Origin of the sequence: Mesorhizobium sp. ZC-5 (assembly GCF_025753855.1) — a bacterium.
GTDB lineage: Bacteria > Pseudomonadota > Alphaproteobacteria > Rhizobiales > Rhizobiaceae > Neomesorhizobium.
Genome location: NZ_JAOWPT010000004.1, coordinates 409,484 through 434,880 on the forward strand (window position 1 = coordinate 409,484; position 25,397 = coordinate 434,880).

25 protein-coding genes are annotated in these 25,397 nt (G+C 63.8%); 5 read left to right on the plus strand and 20 right to left on the minus strand.

Annotated features, from left to right (window positions below; genetic code table 11):
* Window positions 1-152: 152 nt before the first annotated feature.
* Window positions 153-335, minus strand: coding sequence for a hypothetical protein (locus tag OHD58_RS14135; protein WP_263804007.1), 183 nt, complete (start codon window positions 333-335; stop codon window positions 153-155).
* A gap of 238 nt (window positions 336-573) precedes the next feature.
* On the opposite strand from OHD58_RS14135, the gene OHD58_RS14140 reads away from it, so the two are divergent.
* Complete coding sequence (locus tag OHD58_RS14140; protein ID WP_263804008.1) at window positions 574-1,245, plus strand: Crp/Fnr family transcriptional regulator; 672 nt, start codon at window positions 574-576, stop codon at window positions 1,243-1,245.
* A 70-nt stretch (window positions 1,246-1,315) separates the two neighbouring features.
* Here OHD58_RS14140 and OHD58_RS14145 read toward each other — a convergent pair whose 3' ends face one another.
* The 3 genes from OHD58_RS14145 to OHD58_RS14155 form a co-directional block, all read right to left on the minus strand.
* The gene (locus OHD58_RS14145; protein ID WP_263804009.1) at window positions 1,316-1,993 is read right to left on the minus strand and encodes an isochorismatase family protein; all 678 of its coding nucleotides are present in this window, start codon (window positions 1,991-1,993) and stop codon (window positions 1,316-1,318) included.
* A gap of 146 nt (window positions 1,994-2,139) precedes the next feature.
* Window positions 2,140-2,499, minus strand: coding sequence for a DUF488 domain-containing protein (locus tag OHD58_RS14150; RefSeq protein WP_263804010.1), 360 nt, complete (start codon window positions 2,497-2,499; stop codon window positions 2,140-2,142).
* A 51-nt stretch (window positions 2,500-2,550) separates the two neighbouring features.
* Window positions 2,551-2,988, minus strand: coding sequence for a low affinity iron permease family protein (locus OHD58_RS14155; protein WP_263804232.1), 438 nt, complete (start codon window positions 2,986-2,988; stop codon window positions 2,551-2,553).
* A gap of 138 nt (window positions 2,989-3,126) precedes the next feature.
* On the opposite strand from OHD58_RS14155, the gene OHD58_RS14160 reads away from it, so the two are divergent.
* Window positions 3,127-3,999 (plus strand): SDR family NAD(P)-dependent oxidoreductase, encoded by an 873-nt coding sequence (locus OHD58_RS14160; protein ID WP_263804011.1) that lies wholly within the window; start codon window positions 3,127-3,129, stop codon window positions 3,997-3,999.
* On the opposite strand, the gene OHD58_RS14165 is transcribed toward OHD58_RS14160, so the two are convergent.
* On the minus strand, window positions 3,989-4,636 hold the full coding sequence (locus OHD58_RS14165; RefSeq protein WP_263804012.1) for a DapH/DapD/GlmU-related protein: 648 nt from the start codon (window positions 4,634-4,636) through the stop codon (window positions 3,989-3,991). The genes OHD58_RS14160 and OHD58_RS14165 overlap by 11 nt on opposite strands.
* A gap of 46 nt (window positions 4,637-4,682) precedes the next feature.
* A complete protein-coding gene (locus OHD58_RS14170) occupies window positions 4,683-5,168 on the minus strand; it encodes a CreA family protein (protein ID WP_263804013.1) in 486 nt (161 codons plus the stop codon).
* Between the two features lie 356 nt (window positions 5,169-5,524).
* Here OHD58_RS14170 and OHD58_RS14175 point away from each other — a divergent pair, with 356 nt between their 5' ends.
* On the plus strand, window positions 5,525-6,103 hold the full coding sequence (locus OHD58_RS14175; protein WP_318528256.1) for an SCO family protein: 579 nt from the start codon (window positions 5,525-5,527) through the stop codon (window positions 6,101-6,103).
* 84 nt (window positions 6,104-6,187) lie between these two features.
* The gene (locus OHD58_RS14180) at window positions 6,188-7,075 is read left to right on the plus strand and encodes a 50S ribosomal protein L11 methyltransferase (RefSeq protein WP_263804014.1); all 888 of its coding nucleotides are present in this window, start codon (window positions 6,188-6,190) and stop codon (window positions 7,073-7,075) included.
* A gap of 48 nt (window positions 7,076-7,123) precedes the next feature.
* Here OHD58_RS14180 and OHD58_RS14185 read toward each other — a convergent pair whose 3' ends face one another.
* Complete coding sequence (locus tag OHD58_RS14185) at window positions 7,124-7,303, minus strand: hypothetical protein (RefSeq protein ID WP_263804015.1); 180 nt, start codon at window positions 7,301-7,303, stop codon at window positions 7,124-7,126.
* Between the two features lie 195 nt (window positions 7,304-7,498).
* Between OHD58_RS14185 and OHD58_RS14190 the strand changes: the two genes are divergently transcribed.
* Window positions 7,499-9,328, plus strand: coding sequence for an aminopeptidase P family protein (locus OHD58_RS14190; RefSeq protein ID WP_263804017.1), 1,830 nt, complete (start codon window positions 7,499-7,501; stop codon window positions 9,326-9,328).
* Between the two features lie 3 nt (window positions 9,329-9,331).
* Here OHD58_RS14190 and OHD58_RS14195 read toward each other — a convergent pair whose 3' ends face one another.
* The 13 genes from OHD58_RS14195 to murG all read right to left on the minus strand — a co-directional run bounded on the left by OHD58_RS14195 (window position 9,332) and on the right by murG (window position 25,397).
* Window positions 9,332-9,628, minus strand: coding sequence for an AzlD family protein (locus tag OHD58_RS14195; protein ID WP_263804018.1), 297 nt, complete (start codon window positions 9,626-9,628; stop codon window positions 9,332-9,334).
* Entirely contained in the window at window positions 9,625-10,362 is a 738-nt protein-coding gene (locus tag OHD58_RS14200; RefSeq protein ID WP_263804019.1) for an AzlC family ABC transporter permease, read from the minus strand. Before OHD58_RS14200 ends, OHD58_RS14195 begins: the two co-directional genes overlap by 4 nt.
* Before the next feature lie 103 nt (window positions 10,363-10,465).
* A complete protein-coding gene (gene ligA, locus OHD58_RS14205; protein ID WP_263804020.1) occupies window positions 10,466-12,679 on the minus strand; it encodes an NAD-dependent DNA ligase LigA in 2,214 nt (737 codons plus the stop codon).
* 101 nt (window positions 12,680-12,780) lie between these two features.
* On the minus strand, window positions 12,781-14,457 hold the full coding sequence (recN, locus tag OHD58_RS14210) for a DNA repair protein RecN (RefSeq protein ID WP_263804021.1): 1,677 nt from the start codon (window positions 14,455-14,457) through the stop codon (window positions 12,781-12,783).
* 15 nt (window positions 14,458-14,472) lie between these two features.
* Entirely contained in the window at window positions 14,473-15,339 is an 867-nt protein-coding gene (locus tag OHD58_RS14215; RefSeq protein ID WP_263804022.1) for an outer membrane protein assembly factor BamD, read from the minus strand.
* A gap of 221 nt (window positions 15,340-15,560) precedes the next feature.
* Window positions 15,561-16,481 (minus strand): UDP-3-O-acyl-N-acetylglucosamine deacetylase, encoded by a 921-nt coding sequence (gene lpxC, locus OHD58_RS14220; RefSeq protein WP_263804023.1) that lies wholly within the window; start codon window positions 16,479-16,481, stop codon window positions 15,561-15,563.
* A 284-nt stretch (window positions 16,482-16,765) separates the two neighbouring features.
* Window positions 16,766-18,433 (minus strand): cell division protein FtsZ, encoded by a 1,668-nt coding sequence (ftsZ, locus tag OHD58_RS14225; protein WP_263804024.1) that lies wholly within the window; start codon window positions 18,431-18,433, stop codon window positions 16,766-16,768.
* A 76-nt stretch (window positions 18,434-18,509) separates the two neighbouring features.
* Window positions 18,510-19,820: a cell division protein FtsA gene (ftsA, locus tag OHD58_RS14230; protein ID WP_263804025.1), complete on the minus strand. Its 1,311-nt coding sequence runs from the start codon at window positions 19,818-19,820 to the stop codon at window positions 18,510-18,512.
* Window positions 19,817-20,755: a cell division protein FtsQ/DivIB gene (locus OHD58_RS14235; protein ID WP_263804027.1), complete on the minus strand. Its 939-nt coding sequence runs from the start codon at window positions 20,753-20,755 to the stop codon at window positions 19,817-19,819. Before OHD58_RS14235 ends, ftsA begins: the two co-directional genes overlap by 4 nt.
* Entirely contained in the window at window positions 20,743-21,669 is a 927-nt protein-coding gene (locus tag OHD58_RS14240; RefSeq protein ID WP_263804029.1) for a D-alanine--D-alanine ligase, read from the minus strand. The genes OHD58_RS14235 and OHD58_RS14240 overlap by 13 nt, the downstream gene beginning before the upstream one ends.
* A 235-nt stretch (window positions 21,670-21,904) precedes the next feature.
* The gene (gene murB / locus OHD58_RS14245) at window positions 21,905-22,870 is read right to left on the minus strand and encodes a UDP-N-acetylmuramate dehydrogenase (protein WP_263804030.1); all 966 of its coding nucleotides are present in this window, start codon (window positions 22,868-22,870) and stop codon (window positions 21,905-21,907) included.
* The gene (gene murC, locus OHD58_RS14250) at window positions 22,867-24,273 is read right to left on the minus strand and encodes a UDP-N-acetylmuramate--L-alanine ligase (RefSeq protein ID WP_263804031.1); all 1,407 of its coding nucleotides are present in this window, start codon (window positions 24,271-24,273) and stop codon (window positions 22,867-22,869) included. Before murC ends, murB begins: the two co-directional genes overlap by 4 nt.
* Window positions 24,270-25,397, minus strand: coding sequence for an undecaprenyldiphospho-muramoylpentapeptide beta-N-acetylglucosaminyltransferase (gene murG / locus OHD58_RS14255; protein WP_263804032.1), 1,128 nt, complete (start codon window positions 25,395-25,397; stop codon window positions 24,270-24,272). The genes murC and murG overlap by 4 nt, the downstream gene beginning before the upstream one ends.

Sequence of the window (25,397 nt, forward strand, 5' to 3'; positions counted from 1 at the left end):
GTGGCAGAACCGCGAACGACGAAAGGCCAGCGAAGAGAGCGAAAAAAGCGATTTCAACACCTTGGTAGGACCGCGTCCCAGGGCCTGTTAAGGGCGCGGGAAGTGTCGAAATCGCTAGGGAGGACTTTGAAACGCGGCCCCAGTGGGTGCCTTCAGCCGGCGAGCGTTACGTCGCCGCCGAAGCGCGGTGCCTGGCGCCGGCCTTCGAGCATCGCCACGCGGCGCCGGTAGGCAGGGCCGGGCCCGCGCATGTAATGAAGCTCGGGCCGATAGCGCGGCGCGACGAACTCACGGACCGCCGACGAGAGCTGCGCGAAATGAGACCAGAATTCCATCACACCATCCTCCGTTGCCCGCCGCCGGCACGCCTCACTTGGCCGGCGGGATCGAATTTCATGGCGCCAGAATAGGAGAGCCCGGCCAAGCCCGATGTGGGGTTTCGCACATCACGCGAAAAATCTTGCGGCAACCGGTCCGGTTGTGTCTGTTTGCCCCGTTCCCGCCATACGCGCCCGCCAACGTTTGACCGCGAGGCCAGCCGGGATAGATTGGGCGAGAAGGAGAAAACCCGCAGTGACAGCTCCCCCGGCCTTTCTGTCGAGACTGTGCGACGCCGATCGCGACGCTTTGGCCAGGCACTGGATCGCGCACAGCTATCGCCACAGCGAACTGATCATCGCGCATGGCGACACCGGGCGCGACGTGTTCTTCCTGCTGGAAGGGCGCGCCCGCGTCACCCTGTTTTCGGAAGACGGCAAGGAGATCGCCTATCGCGATCTCGTGGCCGGCGACATTTTCGGCGAGCTCGCCTGCATCGACGGCGGGGAACGGTCGGCCTCGATCCTGGCGCTGGAGACGACGCGCGCGGCGCGGCTGCCGGCTGCCGCCTTCCGCGAGGTGGTGGAAAGCCATCCGAGGCTCGCCTGGACGCTGCTTGAGCACCTGTCGGGACTGCTGAGACGCATGACCGACAGGGTCTTCGAGTTCAGCACGCTCGTCGTGCGCAAGCGCCTGATCCTCGAGCTGATCCGCCGGGCGGAGGAAGTCGGGCCGGTCGAGGGCAAATTTTCCATAGACCCAGCGCCGACGCATTTCGAGCTGGCGGCCGGCATCAGTACGCACCGGGAGGCGGTGTCGCGCGAGATGAGTGATCTGGCCAAGCGGGGATTGATCGAGAAGCGCGGCAACAAGCTCCTGCTCAACGATCTCGTCGCCCTCGAATCGCTGACCGGGAGGGAGCATTAGGTCGCAACCCGCCGGCAAGCGCCTCCCTCACCCCTGCACCCTCACCCTGAGCCGTGAGCTTGTCGAACGGTCAGAGCCCGTCGTAGATCGCCGCGGCGTCCTCCCAGCGATAGCGGATCGGCACCGCGCCCGGCGTCACCCACGCCTCGCCGAGCGAACCCGCGATCAGCCGGCAGGCGTTGTCGGTGTCGGCCACCGCGCCGCCGTAAAGCCGGTTGGCGAGATTGAGGATACCGATGCGGTGCATCGCCGGCGTGCCGCTGCCGCAGGCGTCCTTCACCACCACGACGCGGAAGCCGGCCTTCAGCGCGTCCTTGACGCTGGCGTCGACGCAGGCCTCCGTCCACACCCCGGCGACGATCAGCCATTCGATGCCGCGCGCCGTGAGTTGCGGCGCCAGCCTGCCGTCGCCGAAGGCGCTGGCCTCCGTCTTGACCAGCAGCGTTTCCCCGTCCGCCGGCGCCACCTCGGCACAGATCGCCGTCAGCGGGTCGCTGGCATCGGAAAACATCGAGCGCCCCTCCGGCGTGACGGGATGGAACGGCCGCGCCGCTGCCGGGTCGACGATATAGGCGCAATGATAGACCGGCATCATGGCAGTACGCGCCGCCTCGAGCAGCCGCCCCGCGTTGGCGATCACCCCGTCGAAGGCATCCGCGAGGAACCGCTGGTCCTGCCGGTGTTCTTCCTGCAGGTCGATCAGCAGCAGGGCCACCTTGCCGGGTGGAATGGTCAGGGGCGTGCGCATGCAGGCGAGTTCCGGAATGGTTGGACGGACGCCGCCGGAGGCTCGATCGAACCTCAGGCGATTTCCGCGATCCTAGGGCCGCGCCAACCGGCTTCCATAAAAGGACCGACCTGTGCTGTGACCCCGGCGACCAGCAGCCGGTCGCCTTACCCGTCCAGCACGGCCTTGATCACCACGGCCTGGTTGCGCTCCTCGTCCTTCGCCGAATAGACCAGCGTCAGCGCGCCTTTTTCTGCATGCAGGCGAAGCTCGTCGAGCAGCGCCTGTTTGTCGTCCAGCTCCTTTTCGTAGCGCTTCTGGAATTCCGTCCAGCGTTCCGGCTTGTGGCCGAACCATTTCCTGAGTTCGGTCGACGGCCCGATCTCCTTCATCCACAGGTCGACCGCCGCTCTGTCCTTGCTCACGCCACGCGGCCACACCCGGTCGATCAGCACGCGAAAACCGTCGGCGGCCTGCGGCGCCTCGTAGACGCGTTTGATCCTGATGGGGTGGTGCAGTGCATTCATCGCGGGTTGCTCAGAGCTTCTGGCAGTCTATGGCAGGACAACCGTCATTCTCTACCCCGCCGCAGCATTTGCCCGCTGCTTTTTCTCTTTTTTCTTCTCCTGCTCGCGGCCGATCTTCTGCTCCTTGCGATCATGCGCTTTCGCCGCCCTCTCGCATTTGTCGCGGAATTCCTCGACCTCGGTCTCGGTCAGGTGTTCGATACCGATGAAATGATTGTGGCCCTTGCTCACCCGGATCAGTTCGTCGAGCTTCGCCTGGATCGCCGCGCCGTCGCGGTTCTGCGTGTTCTGGATCAGGAACACCATCAGGAAGGTGACGATCGTCGTGCCGGTGTTGATGATCAGCTGCCAAGTATCGGAAAAGCCGAACAGCGGCCCGGTCACCGCCCACACCACCACCACGGAGCAGCAGACCACGAAAGCCAGCGGCGTACCGGTTACGTAGGCGACCTTGTTGGCGGCTTTGGTGAACGGTTTTTCAAACAGCATGGCGCGGCAATGATCTTTCGAGCATCCCCGATAATCGCCGAGCGGTCGTTTGGGTTCCCGAACCGCCATCGCCGCGTGCCAAATCCCCATCATGCCGCTAGATTGTCCGGGAAATCTTCCAGACCCGGAGCCAGCCAGATGACCGCCGACAACTCCACTCTGCCAGCACTTGCCCCCGGCCGCGTTGCCGTCATCACCGGTGCCGCCAGCGGCATCGGCCTGGCCGTAGCCAGACAACTCGCCGCCATGCACATGAAGGTGGTGCTGGCCGACCGCGACAAGGCCCAGCTCGACGAGGCGGCCGGCGAGGTCGCGGCGATTGCGCTCGGTGGCGCCGGCGAGGACGGCGACGCTCTTGCCGTGATCTGCGACGTGTCGAAGCCGGAGGATCTCGTCCGCCTCGCCGACACCGCCTTCGGGCGCTTCGGCGAGGTTTCCTTCCTGATGAACAACGCCGGCGTCGGCAACAATCCCGGCAAGCCATGGGAAGACCGCGAAGCCTGGCGCAAGCTGATCGACGTGAATTTCTGGGGCGCCGTCCACGGCGTCGAGGCCTTCGTGCCGCGCATGCTGGCGCAGGGCTCGGCCGGCATCGTCGTCAACACCGGCTCCAAGCAGGGCATCACCACGCCGCCCGGCAATCTCGCCTACAATGTCTCAAAGGCGGCGCTGAAGACCTACACCGAAGGCCTGGCGCATGAACTGCGCAACGCGCCCGGCGCCAACATCAGTGCCCATCTGCTGATCCCCGGCTTCACCTTCACCGGGCTGACCACCGGCGCAACCGAAAAGCCGGCCGGCGCCTGGAGCGGCGACCAGGTCGCCGAATTCATGCTGGAAAGCCTCGCTCGCGGCGATTTCTACATCCTGTGCCCCGACAACGAGGCGACCCGCGAGATGGACCAGCGCCGCATGGCCTGGGCGATCGGCGACATCATCGAGAACCGCCCTGCCCTGTCGCGCTGGCATCCCGACCACAAGGAGGCCTTCGACGCATTCCTCAAGCGCTAGGCGGCTTGCCTTCCCAGCGATCGAGGAATTTTTCGATCGCAAGAGTTTGCATGTCCGGGATAGCCTCGAACAGCCGCTCGACCGGCCAGTCCCACCAAGCCATCGCCTGCAGGCGCTCGACGATGTCTGGCGCAAACCGCATCCGCAGCCCGCTCGCCGGCACGCCCGCGACGACCTGATAAGCCGCGACGTCCCTGGTCACCACGGCATTGGCACCCACCACCGCGCCGTTGCCGATCGAGATCCCTGGCATGATCACCGCGCCGTGGCCGATCCACACATCATGGCCGATCGTCACGCGTTTGGCCTGCCGGCGCGCGCGAAACTCCTTGTCGACGCCGAGATAGCGGAAATATTCGTTCGGCCGGTAGGTGAGCTTGTGCGCCGTCACTCGTTCGATCGGATGCTCGAGCGCGTTGATGCGCGCGTTCGCCGCGATCGAGCAGAATTTGCCGATGCTCGTGTAGATCGCTTCGGCGTGACGCTCGAAATAGGAAAAGTCGCCGACCGTCACCTCGCGCAGGATCACCCGCTCGCCGATCGCCGCATACCGCCCGAGACGGCAGGACTTCAGCTCCGCCGTCGGGTGGATGCGCGGTTCCGGGTCGGTGAAGCGAAGATCGGCATTCTCGTCCATCCGCGCGCTTTACGCCGCGCCTGCGGCAGCGGCAAGTCTTCGCGTCTTACTGCGGCTTGCCTTTCTCCCAGGTCACCTGCTGGCCGTAGAGCGGCACGGTCGAGATCGCCATCTTGGCCGAGCCGTCCTGAACCTGCCGCGAATGCGAGAGATAGATCAGCGTGTCGTTCGCCTTGTCGTAGATGCGGTTCACCACCTGCTTCTTCCAGATCAGGCTGATGCCCTGCTTGAAGACCTCCTCACCGTCCTGGCCGAGGTTGATGTCGCCGATCTTGATGGGACCTGTCTGCTGGCACGAGATCGCGGAATCCGAAGGGTCCTCGAACCAGTTGCCTTTCTGCAGCCGGTCGACGACGCCACGGTCGAAGTAAGAGACGTGACAGGTGACACCTTCGACACTCGGGTCCTTCACCGCCTCGATGATGATGTCGTTGCCGAGCCAGTCGACGCCCACTTCGCCGACCTGCTGCGCCGCGGCGGGCAGGACGCTGGTGGCAAGGGCTAGGGCTATTCCGGCAAGGATGCGGGCCATCGGGATCTCCTGATTCAAAGAAACGCGTTCCCGCACAAATTGGTGCGCATCTCGCCAGTTGCAAGAAACAGACTCTGGCGGCTGGCACAATCGGAAGCGTCGTCCGCGGCAACAAACCGCCTTTCCGCCGATCGGCGAAGCGCGCTATTATCGCGCGATGAAGGTTTTGCCCGGAACATCGCTATCGCCCGCCGTCAAGATTGGCTTGACCGTCATTGCGCTTGCCGCGGCGACCGGCGTCGCCTTTGCCGCCTGGGTCGAAAACGGCGCCGGCATTCTGATGACGATGGCCGAAACCGGCCTTTCCTGGTGCTTCTGACTTCTCCCGTTCACAATTCCAGCCCGGACACCCTCCCATGATGCGTTCCATCCTCATCGGCATACTGGTCCTCATGGCAGCCGGGGTCGGTTTCATCACCTTCCAGTGGTATCGCACCATGAACGGCGGCGAACCTTACGGCGCCGCGTTTGCTCTGGTCGACCAGAAGGGCGCGGAGATCACCGAGGCGGCGTTCCGCAGCCAGCCGACGGCGGTTTTCTTCGGCTTCACCCATTGTCCCGAAATCTGCCCGACCACGCTTTTCGAACTCGACGGCTGGCTGAAGAAGCTTGGCGACGAAGGCAAGGACATCAAGGTCTACTTCGTCTCGGTCGATCCCGAGCGCGACACACCGGAAGTGCTGGATGCTTATGTCTCCAACGTCTCCGACCGCATCGTCGGCATCACAGGCGATGCGGAAAAGATTGCCGCCATGACCAAATCCTTCGGCATTTATTCCAAGAAAGTCCCGCTCGAAGGCAGCGATTACACGATGGACCACACCGCATCGGTGCTGCTGCTGTCGAACGGCGGCGATTTCGCCGGCACCATCGCCTACGGCGAAAACCCCGATACCGCTCTCGCAAAGTTGAAACGCCTCGCCACCGAAGGCTGACGTCGAGGTTCGGGCAGTTGCGTTCCAGCCTGGAAACGTGTTGATGCCGCTTCTTGGCACGGCCAGGCAGCAACCGGTAACCCCATGTCTAAAGAACAGCCGACACAGACCCGACTCCATGTGACGGCGTCGCGCGCCGTCGCAAGCCGTATCTATGAAGCGCTCGAGGTCGCGTTCGAGGAGGACGGCTATCCGCTGGCCATTCTCGAGGTCGACGAGGCAAAGGACATCCACGAAGTCTCGCTCTATGCCGATGGCGACATCGATGCTGTCGAAAAGCGCATGGAAGCTTTACTCGGCGATATCGGTGTTGGAGTAACATTCGAGCGTGAAATCCTGCCCGACACCGACTGGGTGGCCCTGTCGCTCGAAGGTCTGAAGCCGGTCCGCGCTGGCCGTTTCTTCGTGCATGGCGCGCATGACCGCGCCAAACGCCGCATCGGCGATCTCCCGATCGAGATCGAAGCAGGGCTTGCCTTCGGCACCGGCCATCACGGCACGACGTCCGGCTGCCTCGACATGATCTGGCAGGTCGCGCGGAGGGAGCGGCCGGCAAATGCGCTCGACCTCGGTACCGGCAGCGCCGTCCTGGCCATCGGCCTGGCGAAAATGGCACGCATCCCCGTGCTTGCCACCGACATCGATCCTGTTGCGACCGCTGTGGCGGCCCAGAATGTCCGGCTGAATCACGTCGGGGCATTTGTCGCGACAAAAACCGCGACCGGGTTCCACCATCCGGTGTTTGCCCAATGGGCGCCGTTCGACCTGATCGTCGCCAACATCCTCGCCCGGCCGCTGATGCGGCTCGCCCCGGAAATGGCGAAGCACGTCTCACCGGGTGGGTCGCTGATCCTTTCCGGCATCCTCGACCGCCAGCGCAACGCGGTTGTCGCGGCCTATACCGGGCAAAAATTCCGTCACGTCCGCACATTGTCGCGCGAAGGCTGGGTAACCCTTCATCTCAAGCGCTGACCGGCGCGGAAATGAAAAAGGCGGCTCGCTGGAGCCGCCTTCTTAAAGTCAGATGATGTAGCTGCTCGAACGCTTTTTGAGTTCGTCACGGCTGTAACCGTGAGCTTTCAGCGTCGCGTCGTCCAGCATCAGCAACGCGCCGTTGACGTAGCGCTGAGCCTGCTGTTCGCGCGAGGCGACGAAAGCATCGAATGCACCTGCAAAGAGACCTTTGATTCTGGTAGCCATTGCCATTCTCCAATCGGAATGAAGCCATGTCCTCCACGACACAAAGGTAAGCATCACTGACCTATTTGAACAGCCGCGATGCTGCATGGCACCCATCCGTTTTTGCTACTCGCGGGCTAGTCCAACGGCGCGACATTGCAAGCGGCGCGTGCTCCGTTTAGCGTCGCCCGACCAGACGAAGCGCAAGGACAGACCATGTTCCAGACCTTTGATGCCAAAAGCGACCCGACGCTGAGCCCGCCGCGTATCGCGGCGCTGCGCGAATGGTTGGCCGGCAACGATCTCGACGGTTTCCTGGTGCCGCGCTCCGATGAGCATCAGGGTGAGTATGTCGCGGAGCGCTCCGAACGGCTGCGCTGGCTCACCGGCTTCACGGGTTCAGCCGGCGTCGCCCTCATCATGCGCGACCGCGCCCACATCTTCGTCGACGGCCGCTATCAGCTTCAGGTGCGCGGCGAAGTCGACATGTCGATCTTCACGGTTGAAAGCCTGATCGAAAACCCGCCTCCCTCGTGGATGCGCGACAATCTCGGCAAGGGCGCGCGCATCGGCTTCGATCCGTGGCTGCATACCATTGGTGACGTGAAGGCGTTGAAGGCGTCAGCCGAGAAGGTCGGCGCAACGCTCGTGCCGCTTCAGCGCAACCCGATCGACATCCTGTGGACCGACCAGCCAAAGCCGCCGCTTGCGCCGGTCGAGATCCACCCGAACGCCCTGGCCGGCGAACTCGCCAAGGACAAGCTTGCCCGGCTCGCCGCCGGACTGGCCAAGGAAGGCGCGACCCATGCTGTGCTGACCGATCCCTCGTCCATCGCCTGGACCTTCAACATCCGCGGCAACGACGTCCCACACACACCGCTCGCACTCGGCTTCGCCATCCTCGCGGCCGAAGGCCCGCATATGCTGTTCATGGACAAGCGCAAGCTGCCGCGCGAACCGGAGGCCTACCTCACCCAGTTGACGGACCTCTACCAGCCAGGTGCCCTTGAGACCGAACTGGCGCGGCTGGCGAAATCGGGCGCGAAGGTCGCACTCGATCCGGTGCTGGCCGCCGACCGGCTGCGCATGCTGATCGAAGACAATGGCGGCAGCGTCATCGCGGCGACGGATCCGGCCCGCCTGCCCCGCGCCACCAAGAACCAGGCCGAGATCGCCGGCGCCCGCGCCGCCCACCGCCGCGATGCCGCAGCCGTCATCAAACTGTTGTGCTGGCTCGACCGGCAGCCGCCGGCTTCTCTCGACGAGATAACGGTGGTGACGCAGCTCGAGGAAAGCCGGGCCACCGTCGGCCGGGAAACCCAGATGCCGCTCCGCGACGTCTCTTTTGACACCATTTCCGGCGCCGGCCCCAACGGCGCCATCATGCACTACCGGGTTTCCCGCCAGTCCAATCGCAAGATCAACGATGGCGAACTCTTCCTGCTCGATTCAGGCGCGCAATATCAGGACGGCACCACCGACATCACCCGCACCATGGCCATCGGCAAGCCCACCGAGGAAATGCGCGAACGCTTCACCATCGTGCTCAAGGGAATGATCGCCATTTCGATGCTGCGCTTTCCGCCGGGTACGCGCGGTCAGGACATCGATGCCTTCGCCCGCATCGCCCACTGGAAAGCCGGCCTCGATTTTGCCCATGGCACCGGCCACGGCGTCGGCTCCTATCTTTCCGTGCATGAAGGTCCGCAGCGCATCTCCAAGACCGGCACCGAGAAATTGCTCGCAGGCATGATGCTCTCCAACGAACCCGGCTACTACAAGGAAGGCCATTACGGAATCCGTATCGAGAACCTCATTCTCACAACGCCACCCGAACAGATCATGGGCGGCGAGATCGCCATGCACGGTTTTGAAACGCTGACGCTGGTGCCGATCGATCGGCGCCTGATCCGGCCCGAACAGCTGAGCGCTGACGAGCTATCCTGGCTGAACGCCTACCACGCCCGGGTTCTGAACGAGATCGGTCCGATGGTGGGCGGCGAGGAACTGAAATGGCTGGAGGCCGCGACAGCGCCGATCAGTTAGAAATCAGCCAATGAAATAACGCAGCACGATCAGCACGGCGGCGCCCGACAGGAACATCGCCATCATGCCGCCGCGCAACGCCACCAGTCCGGCAACCGCTAGCGCGATCAACTCGGCCGGCCCGGCCGAAAGCACCGACGGCGCCACCAACGTTGTCAGCACCGCGGCCGGCACCGCGTTGAGCCCGGCCTCGACACGCGGATGGATACGCTCGAAACGCGACAGCACGAGATGTCCGCCGATGCGCGTCAGATAAGTAACCACCGCGCCTGCGAGGATGATCCAGACGGTGGTGCTCATGCGTCGGTCTCCTTGCGGACATCCGTGGGTGACACGACCGCGGCGAGCAGGATGCCGGCGGCAGCGCCTATGGAGACGTGCCAGGGCGAACCGACGAACTTATAGGCAAGGATCGACGCCACTGAGCTGGCCAGAACCACCGGCAGCCACAGCGGACGCTTGCGGAAGCCCATCACCAGGCCGAGAAAATAGATCGGCAGCAGGAAGTCGAGGCCGATGGCATGCGGGTCCGAAACCAGGCCGCCAAAATACCCGCCAAGCGCGGTCTCGATCACCCACGCTGCCCAGACAGGCGCTCCGAAGCCCATGTACCAGGCAAAGCTGACAGGATGGCCATCTTCGGCCTTCCGCTCGGTTTCGGCGAATTGCGGGTCGCTGAGCAGGAAAAAGCCTAGCGCCTGCTGCACGCCCGACCAATGGCGGATGCGGCGGCCAAAGGCGCCGGAATAGAGGACATGGCGGAAATTCACCGCCAGGATCGAAAAGACGATCAGCCACGGCGCGATCTGCTGGCCGAACAACTCGATGCCGACCATCTGGCTGGCGCCGCCATAGACGATGGCGCTCATCAGCACCGCTTCGCCAACGCTGAAGCCGTTGTCTACGGCCAGGGCTCCGAACAGCAGCCCGAAGGGAAAGACCGCGACCAATACCGGGACGCAGGCCCGCGCGCCGCTCCAGAACTCGCTCGCGGCGCCACCATCGGCGGTTTTCACATCGGCGTTGACGGACATGCTCTCTCCCGGAAACGGGTGGATATGTAGGGAGCCGAGCCTGATGTGTCACATGAATTCGGTTGAGCCATCCGATCAGCCGGGTTGATGACGGCTCACGCGGTCAGTTGCCTTGCCCGATACGTTCGAACCATTGGTCCTCGTCGATCACTTCGATGCCGAGTTCCGCAGCCTGCTTCAGCTTGGAGCCGGCACCCGGCCCGGCCACCACGAGGTCGGTCTTGGCCGAGACCGAGCCGGCGACCTTGGCACCCAATCGTTCGGCCATCGCTTTGGCCTCACCGCGCGACATCTTCTCGAGCGATCCGGTGAAAACGACGGTCTTCCCGGCGACTGTGCTCCCCGCAGAAATGTTGACCACGTAAGGTTTGGGATGCACCTGTTCGAGCAGTTCATCCAGCACCGCATCGTTGCGCTCATTGCCGAAGAAATCGATGAGCGCGCCGATCACCGTGTCGCCGATGCCGTTGATCGACGGGAAGACGGTATGCGGGTCTTCCGCGGCGGCCGTCTCCTTGCCGACCCGGATGAACTCCTCGACGGTCGAAAAGGTTCGCGCCAGAAGGGCGGCCGTCGTATCGCCGATGTGGCGTATGCCGAGCGCGAAGATGAAGCGGTCGAGTTCCGGTTCGCGGCGCGCATCGATCGCTGCAAATAGCTTGTCGAGGCCTTCATAGGTGCGCTCTTCGGCGGAAAGCACCTTCTTGCGCGCCGTACCCTTCGCCGCCTCACGCTCGCGGGCCTGCGCCTCGCGGCGTTCGAACAACGCCTGCTGCACCTCGGCGCGCCGGTCCTTCAGCCTGAAGACGTCGGCGGCGGTCTTGAGCAGCCCGGCATTGAAGAACAGGTCGATGTTCTCGGCGCCGAGACCTTCGATGTCCATGGCGCCGCGCGACACGAAATGGCGCAGCGCCTCCACAGCCTGCGCCGGACATATCAGCTCTCCCGTGCAGCGGCGGCGCGAATCCTCCTTGCCGGTCTTCTCGTTTACCTCGCGCGTCGCCGGCGAGCCGCAGATCGGACAGGTGTGGGGGAATTGATACGGCTCGGCCTCGGGCGGGCGCTTGTCGATCACCACGCTGACGATCTGAGGGATGACATCCCCTGCCCGCTGAATCACGACAGTATCGCCAATGCGGATATCGTTGCCCTCGCGGATGGGCTGTCCGTTGCTGTCGAGGCCCTTGATGTAGTCCTCATTGTGCAGCGTCACGTTGACGACGGTAACACCTCCGACGGTCACCGGATCGAGCCGGGCGACAGGCGCCAGTGTTCCCGTGCGGCCGACCTGGATATCGATCTTGCGCACCCTCGTGGTCGCCTGCTCGGCCGGGAATTTGTGGGCGATCGCCCAGCGGGGCTCGCCGGTGACGAACCCCCAACGGCGCTGCAGCTCGAGCTGATCGACCTTGTAGACCACGCCGTCGATGTCGTAGCCGAGCGACGAACGCTGGGCCTCGATCAACTTGTATTGCGCTATCAGCTCGTCGACCGACTTGGCGCGCACCATCAGGGGGCTAATCTTGAAACCCCATTCGGCGAACTTCTGCACCGAATCATATTGCGTTGGCGCCGGGTCCTCGGTCGTGTAGCCCCAGGCGTAGGCAAAGAATTTCAGGTTGCGGCTGGCGGTGACCGCCGGGTCCTTCTGGCGCAGCGAGCCGGCCGCCGTGTTGCGCGGATTGACGTAGTCCTGCCCGCCCATAGCGGCCGAACGTTCCTTCAGCGCCTGGAACTCGGCATAGGTCATGTAGACCTCGCCACGGATTTCGATCGCCTCCGGCCAGCCCGAACCCTTCAGCCTGTGGGGGATGTCGGCGATGGTCTTCAGGTTGGCGGTGATGTCCTCGCCCACCGTGCCGTCGCCGCGCGTGGCGCCCTGGACGAAGACGCCGTTCTCGTAGCGCAGCGAAGCCGACAGGCCGTCGATCTTGGGCTCGGCGGTGAAAGCGATGTCGAAGTCCTTGTCGCGCTCGAAGAAACGCTTCGCACGCTCGAGGAAATCGACGACATCCTGGTCGGTGTAGGCCTTGGCGAGACTGAGCATCGGCACCGCGTGCCGCACCTTGGCAAAACCCTCGGCGGGCGGCGCGCCGACCGACCCGGTCGGACTGTCCTGCCGCACGAGGTCCGGAAACTGCGCCTCGATCTCCGCGTTGCGGATACGCAGCGCGTCATACTCGGCATCCGAGATCGTCGGCGCGTCCTCGCCATGGTAACGCCGGTCGTGCTCGGCGATTTCCGCCGCCAGCCGTGCAAGTTCCTGCGCTGCGTCCTCGACGGTCAGTTTTTCGACAGGCTTCGATGTTTCGGACATGAGGAGGCTTTTCGGACGAGTGCGGGAACGCCGAATTCATCGGCAAATTCCCTCAAAAAGTAAACCGCTTCCGTGCGCGCCGAGCTATTGCTCCCGCCATCTCACGACGCGGCAGCCGTGTTTTCGCTGAGCAGCCGGTCGGCCGCGGCTCGCGCCTCTTCGGTGATCGTCGCGCCGGCCAGCATTCGGGCGATCTCCTCCTGCCTGGCCTTGCGATCCATCTCGGCTATGCCGGTCGAGACGCGATCGGCGCCACCCGACTTGGAGATGAGGTAATGCGTGTGAGCGCGCGCCGCGACCTGCGGGGCATGGGTTACCGACAGCACCTGCACGCGCTCCGAAAGCCGCGACAGCCGCTGCCCTATCGCATCGGCGACCGCACCGCCGACGCCGGTGTCGATCTCGTCGAAGACCAGCGTCGGTGCCGAGCCGCGATCGGCCAAGGCCACCTTCAGCGCCAGCAGGAAGCGCGATAGCTCGCCGCCCGAGGCGACCTTCATCATCGGTCCCGGCCGCGTGCCGGGGTTCGTCCTGACCCAGAATTCGATCTGGTCGATGCCATCCTGCATGCGGTTTTCCGGTTCGCTCGCCATCTCGACGAGGAATTCCGCCCGGTCGAGCTTGAGTGCAGGCAACTCCGCCATGACCGCGCGCACGAGATGGAGCGCCGCGGTACTGCGGCTTTCGGAGAGCCGCGCGGCGGCGACGTCGTAAAGATCGCGCGTCGCGGACGCCTGCTTTTCCAAGCCATGCAGGCGCTCCTCGCCGGCATCGAGATCGGCGAGGTCGGCAGCCATGCGGTCACGCAGCTCGGCCAGGTCGTCAACCGCCACCGAGTGCTTGCGTCCGGCGGCGCGCAGTGCAAACAGCCGCTCTTCGGTCCGTTCGAGCTTCTGCGGATCGTATTCGGTCGCCCGCAATGCTGTTTCCACACCGGACTGCGCCGCATCGAGCGAAAGCAGCGCTTCATCGAGGGACTTCACCACATCGTCGAGCAGGCCGGGCACTTCGGTCGCCTTCCGCTGGAGACGGCGCAGAAGGCTGGCGAGTTGGGGCGAAGGTGCGTTGGAGCCAGACAGGATTTCCTGCGCATCGTGAATGTCGCCGGCGATCTTCTCCGCCCGCATCATCGTCGCGCGCAATTCCGAAAGCTCGGTCTCCTCGCCCGGCTGCGGGTCGAGCTTCGACAGTTCGGAAACCGAAGCCCGCAGATAATCGGCCTCGCGTGCCGCAGCTTCGACCTTGGCGCGGTGCCGCGCCAGTTCCTGTTCCGCATTGCGCCATAGCCGCCACGCCTCGGCGACGGCGCGAACATCGCCGCCGTGGCCGCCGAACGCGTCGAGCAGTTCGCGGTGGGCGCCCGCATCGACCAGTGCGCGTTCGTCATGCTGGCCGTGGATTTCCACCAGCGCGCGGCCGATGTCGCGCATCAGCGCGACGCTCGATGGCTGATCGTTGACGAAGACGCGGGTGCGGCCGTCAGCCGTCTGGACGCGGCGCAGGATAATGTCGCCGTCGTCGTCTATGGCATTTTCGGCGAGCAGCGCGCGGGCGGCGTGGTTGCCTGGTACGTCGAAGACCGCGGTCACCTGCCCCTGCGCGGCGCCGTGGCGGACAAGCGACGTGTCGCCGCGAGCGCCGAGCGCCAGCGAAAGTGCATCAAGCAGTATGGATTTGCCGGCGCCGGTTTCGCCAGTCAGCACCGACAGTCCGGATGAAAAATCGATGTCCAGCCGTTCGATCAGGACAATATCGCGGATCGACAGTTGGGAGAGCATCGAGGCCCGCTGCGGTCAGGCGCCGGTAATGAGCTTCCCGGCCTTGGATATCCAGGAGGTTCCGGTCTCGCGCGGCTCAAGCCCGCCCTTCTGCAGCAAGGCGTAGGAATCCTTGTACCACTGGCTGTCGGGATAATTGTGGCCCAGCACCGCTGCCGCGGTCTGCGCTTCCGAAGTAAGCCCCATCGCGTAGTAGCTCTCGGTCAGGCGCGCCAGCGCTTCCTCGACATGGCGGGTGTTCGAATAGTTTTCCACCACGTAGCGGAATCGCTTGATGCCGGCGATGTATTCGCGGCGTTCGAGATAATAGCGGCCGACCTGCATTTCCTTGCCGGCGAGCTGGTCGCGCGCAAAGCGGATCTTGGCCTTGGCGTCTTCCACATACTGCGAATCGGGCCAGCGCTGCACGACCTCTTCCATCGCCTCGATGGCCCGGCGCGATTCCTTCTGATCCTGCGTGACGTCGCGAATCTGGCGGAAATAGCTCAGGCCGACGATGTACTGCGCGTAGGCCGCGTCAGGATCGGTCGGATAGAGCTGGACGTAGCGCTTGCCCGAGTTGATGGCCTCTTCGTACTTGCCCTGCCGGTAATCGGAGAAAGCGCCCATCACCAGAGCCTTGCGGCCATATTCCGAATAGGGATGCTGGCGGTCGATCGCGTTGAACTTCTTGCTCGCCTCGCCGAGGCGGCCGGCGTTCATGTTGGCAAGGCCTTGGTTGTAAAGAACATCCGCAGGATCCGTCTGCTCCACATAGGTGGCAAGATCGATATCCTGGTCGGACGCGCAAGCCGAAACGAAAAGTGGCGCCAGCAGGACCGGCAACACCGTTGCGACAGTCCGGACGCGCCGCAAAGGCTGCGCTGCTCGTTCAAAAAACATGATCAGTTTCCGCCCCTCTGGCGTCGTCGAAAAGGAAGGCATGGGCGAGCCATTAATCACAACTGCCCCTCATCAGCAACGCTATCGCCCCTCAATGGCGCATTTTTGTGGCGAAGCCGTGCGGTCGGAACGATCCTTCAGCGCCCATTCGCCCGGATCGCATGGGCCACGACAATCGCCACCAAGATATTGATATCTCCGGGAATCATCCCGGCACCTGCTCAGGCTGGCGAGTTGACTGCTGCCATCTCGGCGGAGCGGCTGCGTTCGCGGCGGCTTACGTCGACGATTTCGAAGGCCGATGGATCGGACAGCAGGCTGCGCAGTGCGGCCGCGTTCAGCCGGTGGCCGCCGCGATAGGACCGGAAACAGCCGATGAAGCGCCCGCCGGCTAACGCCAGGTCACCCATCGCATCCAGCACCTTGTGGCGCACGAATTCGTCCGGGTAGCGCAAGCCTTCCATGTTGATGATGCGATGGTCGTCGCCGATCACCAGCGAGTTCTCGAGCGAAGAGCCGAGCGCATAGCCGGCAGCCCACAGACGCTCGACATCCTTCATGAAACCGAAGGTACGAGCCCGCGAGATTTCATTTCGAAACATCTCGGCGCTCAAATCCGCGGCAAAGAACTGACGGCCTATTGCCGGGCTTTCAAAATCGATCTCCACCTCGAAACGGGTGCCGTCGTAAGGACGGAACTCTGCCCAGGAGGCGCCGCTTTCGATCCGCACCGGCTTGAGGATGCGAATGTAGCGGCGCTTCGCCTGAAGCGTCGTTATGCCCGCTTGGTCGAATGCCTCGACGAACATCGCCGAACTGCCGTCGAGGATCGGCACCTCGGTGCCGTCGATATCGATCGAAAGATTGTCGATGCCAAGCGCGAAAACCGTCGCCATCAAATGCTCGACAGTCGCGATGTGATGCTTCGCCGGGTCGCCGAGAATCGTACTGAGGTCGGTGCCTCCGACTTCGGAAACCAGCGCCCTGATCTCATTGTCGGCGGTTTCCGCACCGAGGCAGTGAAAGACGATACCGGTATCCGCATCGGCCGGACTGAACTGCACGCTGACCGGCTTGCCGCTGTGGACACCGATGCCTGACAAGGTCACGCGCGATTTGATCGTGGTCTGATGGTCGTGCAAATCGATCCCCTTGGAGCCCGTCTTGACTGCTTTGCCTTCCCTGGCTTGCAGCTCTCGTTTTGACCTTCGTCCGGGCTCACTTCCCAGTTTCCCGGGACAGATTCTTTATCAGCGCGAAGATAAGCATGCGCTTGTGAGTCTCCAAATCACGGTTTTTCTCCCCATGTAATCTCCAAGGGACATGAGGATACCCCTATAACGGATTGATAATGCTGCCTTTCAAAAAGAAACAGGCAGGAGCCGCAGCTCCTGCCTGTTAACGATTGTTACGAAGCGTTAACGGATCAGTTGGCTTGCCGGCGAAGGAACGCCGGAATCTCCAACTGATCGTCTTCCTGCGTCGCGCGCGGCTGCGCGGTCAGGCGGCCATGTTCATCGAGCTGGCCGCGCCGCGGTGCGTAGACCTGCGCATCCTGGCTGGGCAGCCGGCGGGCTTCCGGCGCGGGCTGGCGCAGTTTCGGCTCACGCGGCTGCGCCGGCTGCAGGCGGGCAGGCTCCTCTTCGCGACGCGACGAGAGGCCGCTGGTCAGGCGCTTGAGCAGGCGCATCGGACCGCCATCCTCCTGCTGTTCAGGAGCCCGACGCGCGGCTTCCACTTCCGCCTTCACGACGGGCGGAAAATCCTCGACGCGAGGCATGCGCGGTTGCGCGGCAATGGGCTGCGCTTCACGCTGCATCGGAGCCGCTGGCTGCGGCGCCGGCTGCTGGAATTGCGGTGCCTGCTGCACCGGCTGGGTACCGGGCGCCGGCTGGAACAGATTGCTGCTCGGCCGGAACGTTTCAGCCGGCGCTGCGGCCTGCCTTATGTGTGCCATCTCGGCCGCGTTCATCTCCGCCGCGCGGATGGCATCGGCGACGGGGTCGGCGGCGCGGATTTCACGCACCGGCTCCGGTGCCGGACGGATTTCCGCCGCGGGGCGGGTTGCCGGCTGCGGCTGCTTCATCGGCTGACGGATGGCGATCGGCGGCGCCGAAATATCCGCAGCCGCTTTGTCGATACCCGTGGCGACCACCGACACCCGGATGACGCCTTCCAGATCTTCGTCGAAGGTCGCGCCGAGGATGATGTTGGCCTCCTGGTCGACTTCCTCGCGGATGCGGGTTGCCGCTTCGTCGACCTCGAACAGGGTCAGGTCGCGGCCACCGGTGATCGAGATCAGCAGGCCACGCGCGCCCTTCATCGAGGTCTCGTCGAGCAGCGGGTTGGCGATCGCAGCCTCGGCGGCTGCCATCGCGCGGCCCTCGCCCGAAGCCTCGCCGGTGCCCATCATCGCCTTGCCCATCTCGCGCATCACCGAACGCACGTCGGCGAAGTCGAGGTTGATCAGGCCTTCCTTGACCATCAGATCGGTGATGCAGGCGACGCCCGAATAGAGTACCTGGTCGGCCATGGCGAAGGCGTCGGCGAAGGTGGTCTTGTCATTGGCGATCCGGAACAGGTTCTGGTTCGGGATGACGATCAGCGTATCGACGCATTTCTGCAGTTCCTCGATGCCGAGATCGGCCGTCTTCATGCGGCGCTGGCCTTCGAAATGGAACGGCTTGGTGACGACGCCGACGGTGAGGATGCCCTTTTCGCGAGCCGCCCTGGCAACGACAGGCGCCGCACCCGTGCCGGTGCCGCCGCCCATTCCGGCGGTGACGAAGCACATGTGGGTGTTCGACAGGTGATCGATGATCTCGTCGATGCACTCCTCGGCGGCGGCGCGGCCGACTTCAGGTTGCGAGCCCGCCCCCAGGCCCTCGGTCACATGCGCGCCGAGCTGGATCAGCCTTTCGGCCTTCGACATCGTCAGCGCCTGTGCGTCGGTATTGGCAACGACGAACTCGACGCCGCGCAAACCCGCCGTGATCATGTTGTTGACAGCGTTGCCGCCGCCGCCGCCGACACCAAACACTGTGATGCGGGGCTTGAGCTCGGTGATGTCCGGCTTTTGCAGATTGATCGTCATAGTCCTCGTCCTTTTCGCCTTTCATGCCGCCTCGCCGCGCGGCCGCCTTTGGGGCTGTCCCCGTCAAACTCGAATACTAAAAACTGTCCCTCAACCACTGGCCCATCCGGTGGAACGTCCCGCCGGTGCCAGTCATCTTCAAGCGCAAACCACCGCGCGTCTGGATGTTCTCCAGACCGGCGACCTGCGGATAGATCAGGAGCCCGACCGATGTCGCGAAGGCCGGGCCTTTCGCCGCCTCAGGCAGGCCGGCGACGCCCAGCGGGCGTCCGATCCGGACATTGCGGCCAAGGATGCGCCGCGCCGCTTCCGGCAGCCCGGCGAGTTGGCTGGCGCCGCCGGTCAGCACGACCCGCTTGCCGACCGCATTGCCGTAACCCGACTGGTTGAGCCGGTCGCGCAGTATTTCCAGCGTTTCCTCGATGCGAGCGCGGATGATGCGCGTCATTACCGAACGCGGCACCTGCAAGGGCACCTCGCCGTCGTCGTTGCCGATCGGCTGGATCGACACCACGTCGCGGTCGTCGGCACTGCCAGGCAGCGCCGAACCATGCATCACCTTCAGCCGTTCGGCATCCTCCAGGCGGGTCGACAGTCCTTTGGCCATGTCCAGCGTCACGTGGCTGCCGCCGATCGCGATTGCGTCCGCATGAACGAATTTGCCGTCGGCAAATACCGAGATCGTCGTGGTGCCGCCGCCCATGTCGATGCAGGCCGCCCCCATTTCGAGTTCGTCGTCGACCAGCGCGGCAAGCCCGCTGGCATAGGGCGTCGCCACCATGCGCTCGACCGACAGATGCGAGCGGTTGATGCAAAGCTCGAGATTGCGCAGCGGCGCCGCGTCCCCGGTCAGCACATGCATGTCGACGCCAAGCATGTCACCCACCATGCCGCGCGGATCGCGCACGCCGCGCTCGGCGTCGAGTGAATAGCCTGTCGGCAGCGAGTGCACGACTTCGCGCTCGGCTTTCAGCGCCTGCTTGGCACCGGCGCCCAGCACCCGCTTAATATCGGATTCGTCGGCTTCGTGGCCGCCGAGATTGATGGTCGCCGAAAAGGTCTCGCTCTTCAGCCGCCCGGCGCTGACATTGACGATTAGCGAATCCACCGTCAGGCCGGCCATGCGCTCCGCAGCGTCGACCGCCAGTCGGATCGCCTGCTCGGCCCGATCGAGTTCTACGACGACGCCTGACTTCACCCCATGCGATTTCTGGTGCCCGATGCCGATCACCTGGGTCTTGTGAGTACGTCCTCGCAAGAGCTGGCTGGGCTCGGCCGGCTTCAGCCGCGCCACGATGCAGCATACCTTGCTTGAGCCGACATCAAGCACCGTGACGACGCCGGTGCGACGCGCGGTCGTATCTCCCTTGGCGCCGAGCCAGCTCATATCCTGCGCTCCGGCTTCTTGCCCGATTTGGGCTTTTCGTTGAGGGCCGCATTGCGGCGGAGCGCTGCTTCCGGCGTCAACTGGATCACCAGCCGGTCGTTGAGCCGCATGTCGACGGCAGCGATGTCGCGCGACAGCACACCGCTTTCCTTGTCCATCGCCAGGATGTCTTCGATCGCCTGGACTTCGCCGTGTTCCGGCAGCTTGATCGTTACGCCGTTTTCGAGGCGGAGATCCCAGCGGCGCTCGCCGATGCGGATATAGCCTTTTACCCGTGACGCGAGTTCCGGATAGCCTTCCACCTTGCCGATGAATTCGGCGGCTTTTTCCGAGGCGCCGAGGCCGATCACCAGCGGCAGCATCGCATGGCGCTCGCTGGAGAACGGTGCAATCACGTTGCCGTTCTCCTCGACGATGGCGAGTTCACGGCCGTGCTGCCAGATCGCGAAAGGCTTGCGCTCCTCGATGCGGACTTCGATCTCGTCCGGATAGACCTTGCGGACGGCGGCCGACTGAACCCAAGGCAATTGCGCGATCCGCTCGCGGGCCTTTTCGGCATCAAAGCCGATAAGCGATGTCCAGCCATCGAGTTCCAGTTGCCCGAGAATATCGATCTCGGAGGTTTCCTTGTGACCGGAGACGCGAACCTGATCCACCGCGAAGCCCGTCCGCGCCGTGATGCTTTGCACCATCGCGGGGAAATGGCCGCCGACATAGGCGCCATACAGGCTGAACGCGCCGAGCAAGGCTCCTGTCGCAATGGTCATGGCGAAGCGTGGCGGCGCAAGCTCGCCGCCACCGGCACGCGCCAAGAGCCGCACCGGACGACGAAGCAGGCGCGGCAGCACAAACCCGTCCACCAACAAGGGCAGGCCGAACCATGCACCGCCAGGGGCGCCGGCTCTTCTTCTCTGACCCGACCTCAACGCAGACACGAAGCGTCCTCCACCATCCAACTCAAGAGTTCGCCGAATGAGTGTCCCGCCTCAGCAGCGATTTCCGGCACCAGCGACGTCGGCGTCATGCCTGGCTGCGTATTGACTTCGAGCCAGACAACCTCGCCATTCGCGGAATGACGGTCGTCGTAGCGGAAGTCGGACCGGGAGACCCCCCGACAGCCGATTGCTTGGTGTGCCTTGAGCGCCAGTGTCTGTATTTTTTGGTAAATATTCGGTGAAATTTTTGCCGGGCATTCGTGTTTTGATCCGCCGGCTACGTATTTTGAATCGTAATCGTAGAACGAATGGCCAACCGGAACGATCTCACAGACCCCAAGCGCCACATCGCCCATCACCGCGCAGGTCAATTCGCGCCCGTGAACGAAGCGCTCCACCATCACGATGTCGCCATAGCGCCACTCGGACGAGCCGATCATCTGCGGCGGGTGAGCCTGCCCTTCCTGCACGATGACGACGCCGAAGCTCGAACCCTCGCTCACCGGCTTGACCACATAGGGCGGCTTCATCGGGTGTTTGTTCTGGACAGAGAAGCGGTTCAGCACCTTCGACTCGGCGACAGGGATGCCAACGGCCCTAGCAACGCGCTTCGCCTGCCCCTTGTTCATGGCCAGCGCCGAGGCGAGCACGCCCGAATGCGTGTAGGGAATACCGAGATACTCGAGGATACCCTGAACCGTTCCGTCTTCGCCGAAGGGTCCATGCAGCGCATTGAAAACGACATCCGGCTTGAGTTCTCCCAGGACCTGACCGACGTCGCGACCGACATCGACACGGGTGACCTGGTAACCTTCCTGTTCAAGCGCATCAGCACACGAATTCCCCGAGGAAAGTGACACCGGCCGCTCGGACGAAAACCCTCCCAACAAGACGGCCACGTGCTTCTTCTGCATTTTCCCTGTCATCCCTCCTGAGCAGGGCCCAAATACCTGATTCCATGAGTTGAGTCCGAGTCCTCCGGCGGGTTTGCCCCCCAGACCGAAAGCGGCCGCACACGCCGCACGACTCAAATCAGGAAACGCTGTTGCCCCAAAGAATCAGAGAGTTGATTCCCTGACAAGTCCTGACGATTCAGGTTGATTCACTTTTTGATTTAAAGTTGTATTTCAGCCGAGAAATATCGGCTGCTCAGAGCAACTGCCCGAGGAATTCCTGCACCTCGTGGCCGGATTTGAAATTGCCGATCCGTTTGATTTCCCAATGCAGACGGATACCGGAATTCTCGAGCACGCGTGCCCGCACCGTCTCACCCAGGAATTCGAGGTCGTAGCCGGTCGCCGTGCCGGTGTTGATCATGAAATTGCAGTGCATCGGCGACATCTGCGCACCGCCGATCATCAGGCCGCGGCAGCCCGCCTTGTCTATCTCTTTCCAGGCCGACGTTCCTTCAGGGTTCTTGAACGTCGAGCCGCCGGTCTTCTCGCGGATCGGCTGCACGGTCTCGCGATGGTGCTGCACGGCATCCATCGCAGCCTTGATTGCCGTTTTGTCTTCCGGATAGCCCTCAAACACCGCCGACGTGAAGATCAGCCCGGCGGATGCCGACGAGTGACGGTAGGCGTATCCCATGTCGGCATTGGAAAGCACGCGGACATTGCCCTGACGGTCGAGCGCCCGCACTTCGACGACGCGCTCGCGGGTCTCGACGCCGTTGGCGCCGGCGTTCATTCTGAGCGCGCCGCCGATGCCGCCCGGAATGCCGTGGTAGAAATGGAAACCGCCGATACCGGCCTCCAGCGCCACTGCCGCCACACGCTTGTCGGGTGTTGCGGCGCCTGCACGGACCTGCGTCGGCGAGATCGCTTCGGCTTCTCCGAAACCCTTTGCGGAGAGGCGGACGACGAAGCCGGGAATGCCGCCTTCACGCACCAGAAGATTCGAACCGATGCCGACGATGGTCAGGGGGATTTCTTCCGGCACCGCCTTCAGGAATGCCGCGAGATCCTCTTCGTCGGCAGGCTGGAACAGCGCTTCGGCAGCGCCACCCGCGCGAAACCAGGTGATCTTTTCCATCTCGGCGCCCGGCGTGATACGGCCGCGCAATCCGGCAAGCCTGCCGCCGAGCTTTTCGAGCAGCGCCTCCCCTCGGATCATGCCGCCTCCCCACCAAGTTCCTTTGGCAAGGCGTAGGCCCATTGCGTGATATTGCCGGCGCCGAGGAACACGATGAAATCTCCGGCCTTGGCCAGGTCCCTCACCGCCGGCGCTATCGCCTGAGGACCGTCGATATAGCGCGCGTCGCGATGACCGCCGGCACGGATGCGCGCAGCCAGCGCTTCAGAATTGACTCCATCGATCGCGTCCTCGCCCGCCGCGTAGACCGGCGCCACCATCACGGTGTCGGCATCGTTGAAGCACGCGGAAAATTCATCGAACAGGTCGCGAAGCCGGGTGTAGCGGTGGGGCTGCGCGATTGCGATGACACGGCCGCCGGTCGAATCCCGTGCAGCCTTCAGCACCGCCTTGATCTCGACCGGATGATGTCCGTAGTCGTCGAAGATATGGACGCCGTTCCAGCTTCCCGTCAGCGTGAAGCGCCGTTTGACGCCGCCGAACGACGACAGGCCTTTCTTGATGTCCGCCGCCGACAGGCCAAGTTCATGCGCGACGGCGATCGCCGCGGTCGCGTTGGAGACGTTGTGACGGCCTGGCATCGGCAGCCGCAGATCGCTGATCGTCGTTTCCTTGCCGGTCTTGCGGTCGCGGATCAGCACGTCGAACAACGAGGCCGCCCCATCGACCCGAAGCCTGGCGAAACGCACATCGGCCTGCGCGTTCTCGCCATAGGTGATGACACGGCGGTCCTCGATATGCGACACCAGCGCCTGCACTTCCGGATGGTCGGTGCACATCACGCCGAAGCCGTAGAACGGCACGTTCTCGACGAATTGCCGGAATGCCTCGCGCACCTTGTCGAAGGTGCCGTAATGGTCGAGATGTTCCGGGTCGATGTTGGTCACCACGGCTATATCGGCGGGCAGCTTCAGGAAGGTGCCGTCGCTCTCGTCAGCTTCGACGACCATCCATTCGCCTTCGCCCATGCGCGCATTGGTGCCGTAGGCGTTGATGATGCCGCCATTCACGACCGTCGGGTCGAGCCCGCCGGCATCGAGCAGCGTCACCACCATCGATGTCGTCGTCGTCTTGCCGTGCGTGCCGCCGATGGCGACCGCCTGGCGGAAGCGCATCAGTTCGGCCAGCATTTCGGCCCGACGCACGATCGGCAGCAGCTTTTCGCGCGCCGCCATCAGTTCCGGATTGGATTTCTTGATCGCCGTCGACACGACAACGACTTCGGCTTCGCCGAGATTTTCGGCACGATGGCCGACGAAGCATTCAATGCCCTTGTCGCGCAGCCTTTGAACATTGGCGCTGTCGGCCTGGTCGGAACCCTGGACCTTGTAGCCGAGATTGTGCAGCACCTCGGCGATGCCGCTCATGCCGATGCCGCCGATCCCGATGAAATGGACCAGGCCTATCGTTTGCGGCATCTTCATGCGCGCTGCCCCTTCTTGAATTCCACTACCGATTTGCCCGACGCAATAGCCTCTGTCAGGTCCGCGAGCAACCGAGTGGCATCGGGTTTCCCGGCCGACTTGGCCGCTGAGGCCATCGTGCCGAGCCGCTGCGGATCGTTCATCAGGCCGCCGATTAGTTCGGCCAGCCGTTCGGCCGACAGGGTGGATTGGGGGTGCAGTTCGGCGCCGCCGGCCTCCGCCAGCCTGGCCGCGTTCGCCGCCTGGTCGTGGTCGAGCGCATGCGGATAAGGCACCAGCAGTGCCGGTCGCCCGATCACCGCGATCTCCGAGACCGTCGACGCGCCGGATCGCGATATGATGAGATGCGCCGCTGCTATTCTTTCCGCCATGTCGCCGAAGAACGGCGACACCTCGGCTTCGACCCCCAGCGCCTCGTAAGCTTCACGCACTTTCATTTCATCTTCCGCGCGTGCCTGCTGCGTAACCTTCAGCCTGCGCCGCTCGACTTCCGGAAATGTCGCGATCGCCGACGGGATGGCATCGGAGAAGAATTGCGCGCCCTGGCTGCCGCCGAACACCAGCAGGCGGAAGGGCTGGCCGGCCGCCGGGACCGCAAACGCCTTTTTCGAAGCCTCGATCACCGCCGGACGCACCGGATTCCCGGTCGCTACGATCTTGCCTGCATATTGGCCGGCGCTTTCACTGAGGAAGCCTCCCGCGATTGCATTCACCCGGCTGGCGAGCGCCTTGTTGGCACGGCCCATCACCGCGTTCTGTTCATGGATCAGCGACGGCACACCGCGCCGCGTCGCGGCATAGAGCGGCGGCAGCGTCGGGTAGCCGCCGAAGCCGACGATGGCGGCCGGCTTTTCCTTGGCGATCACCGCCGAAGCCTGGCGCACACCTTTCCAGATCGTCCAGAACGAACGCAGCAGGGCGAACGGATTGCGCGAACCGATCGTCGCCGCCGAAATCGGATGGATCACCGCGCCGGGAAAGTTGACGGCGAAGCGCTCGGCACGATTGTCGGTGGCCAGTTGCACGCTCCAGCCGCGAGCAATGAGTTCATGCGCCAGCGCCTCGGCTGGAAACAGATGGCCGCCGGTCCCTCCGGCGGCAAGCAGGATCGTCCGCTCCACCAT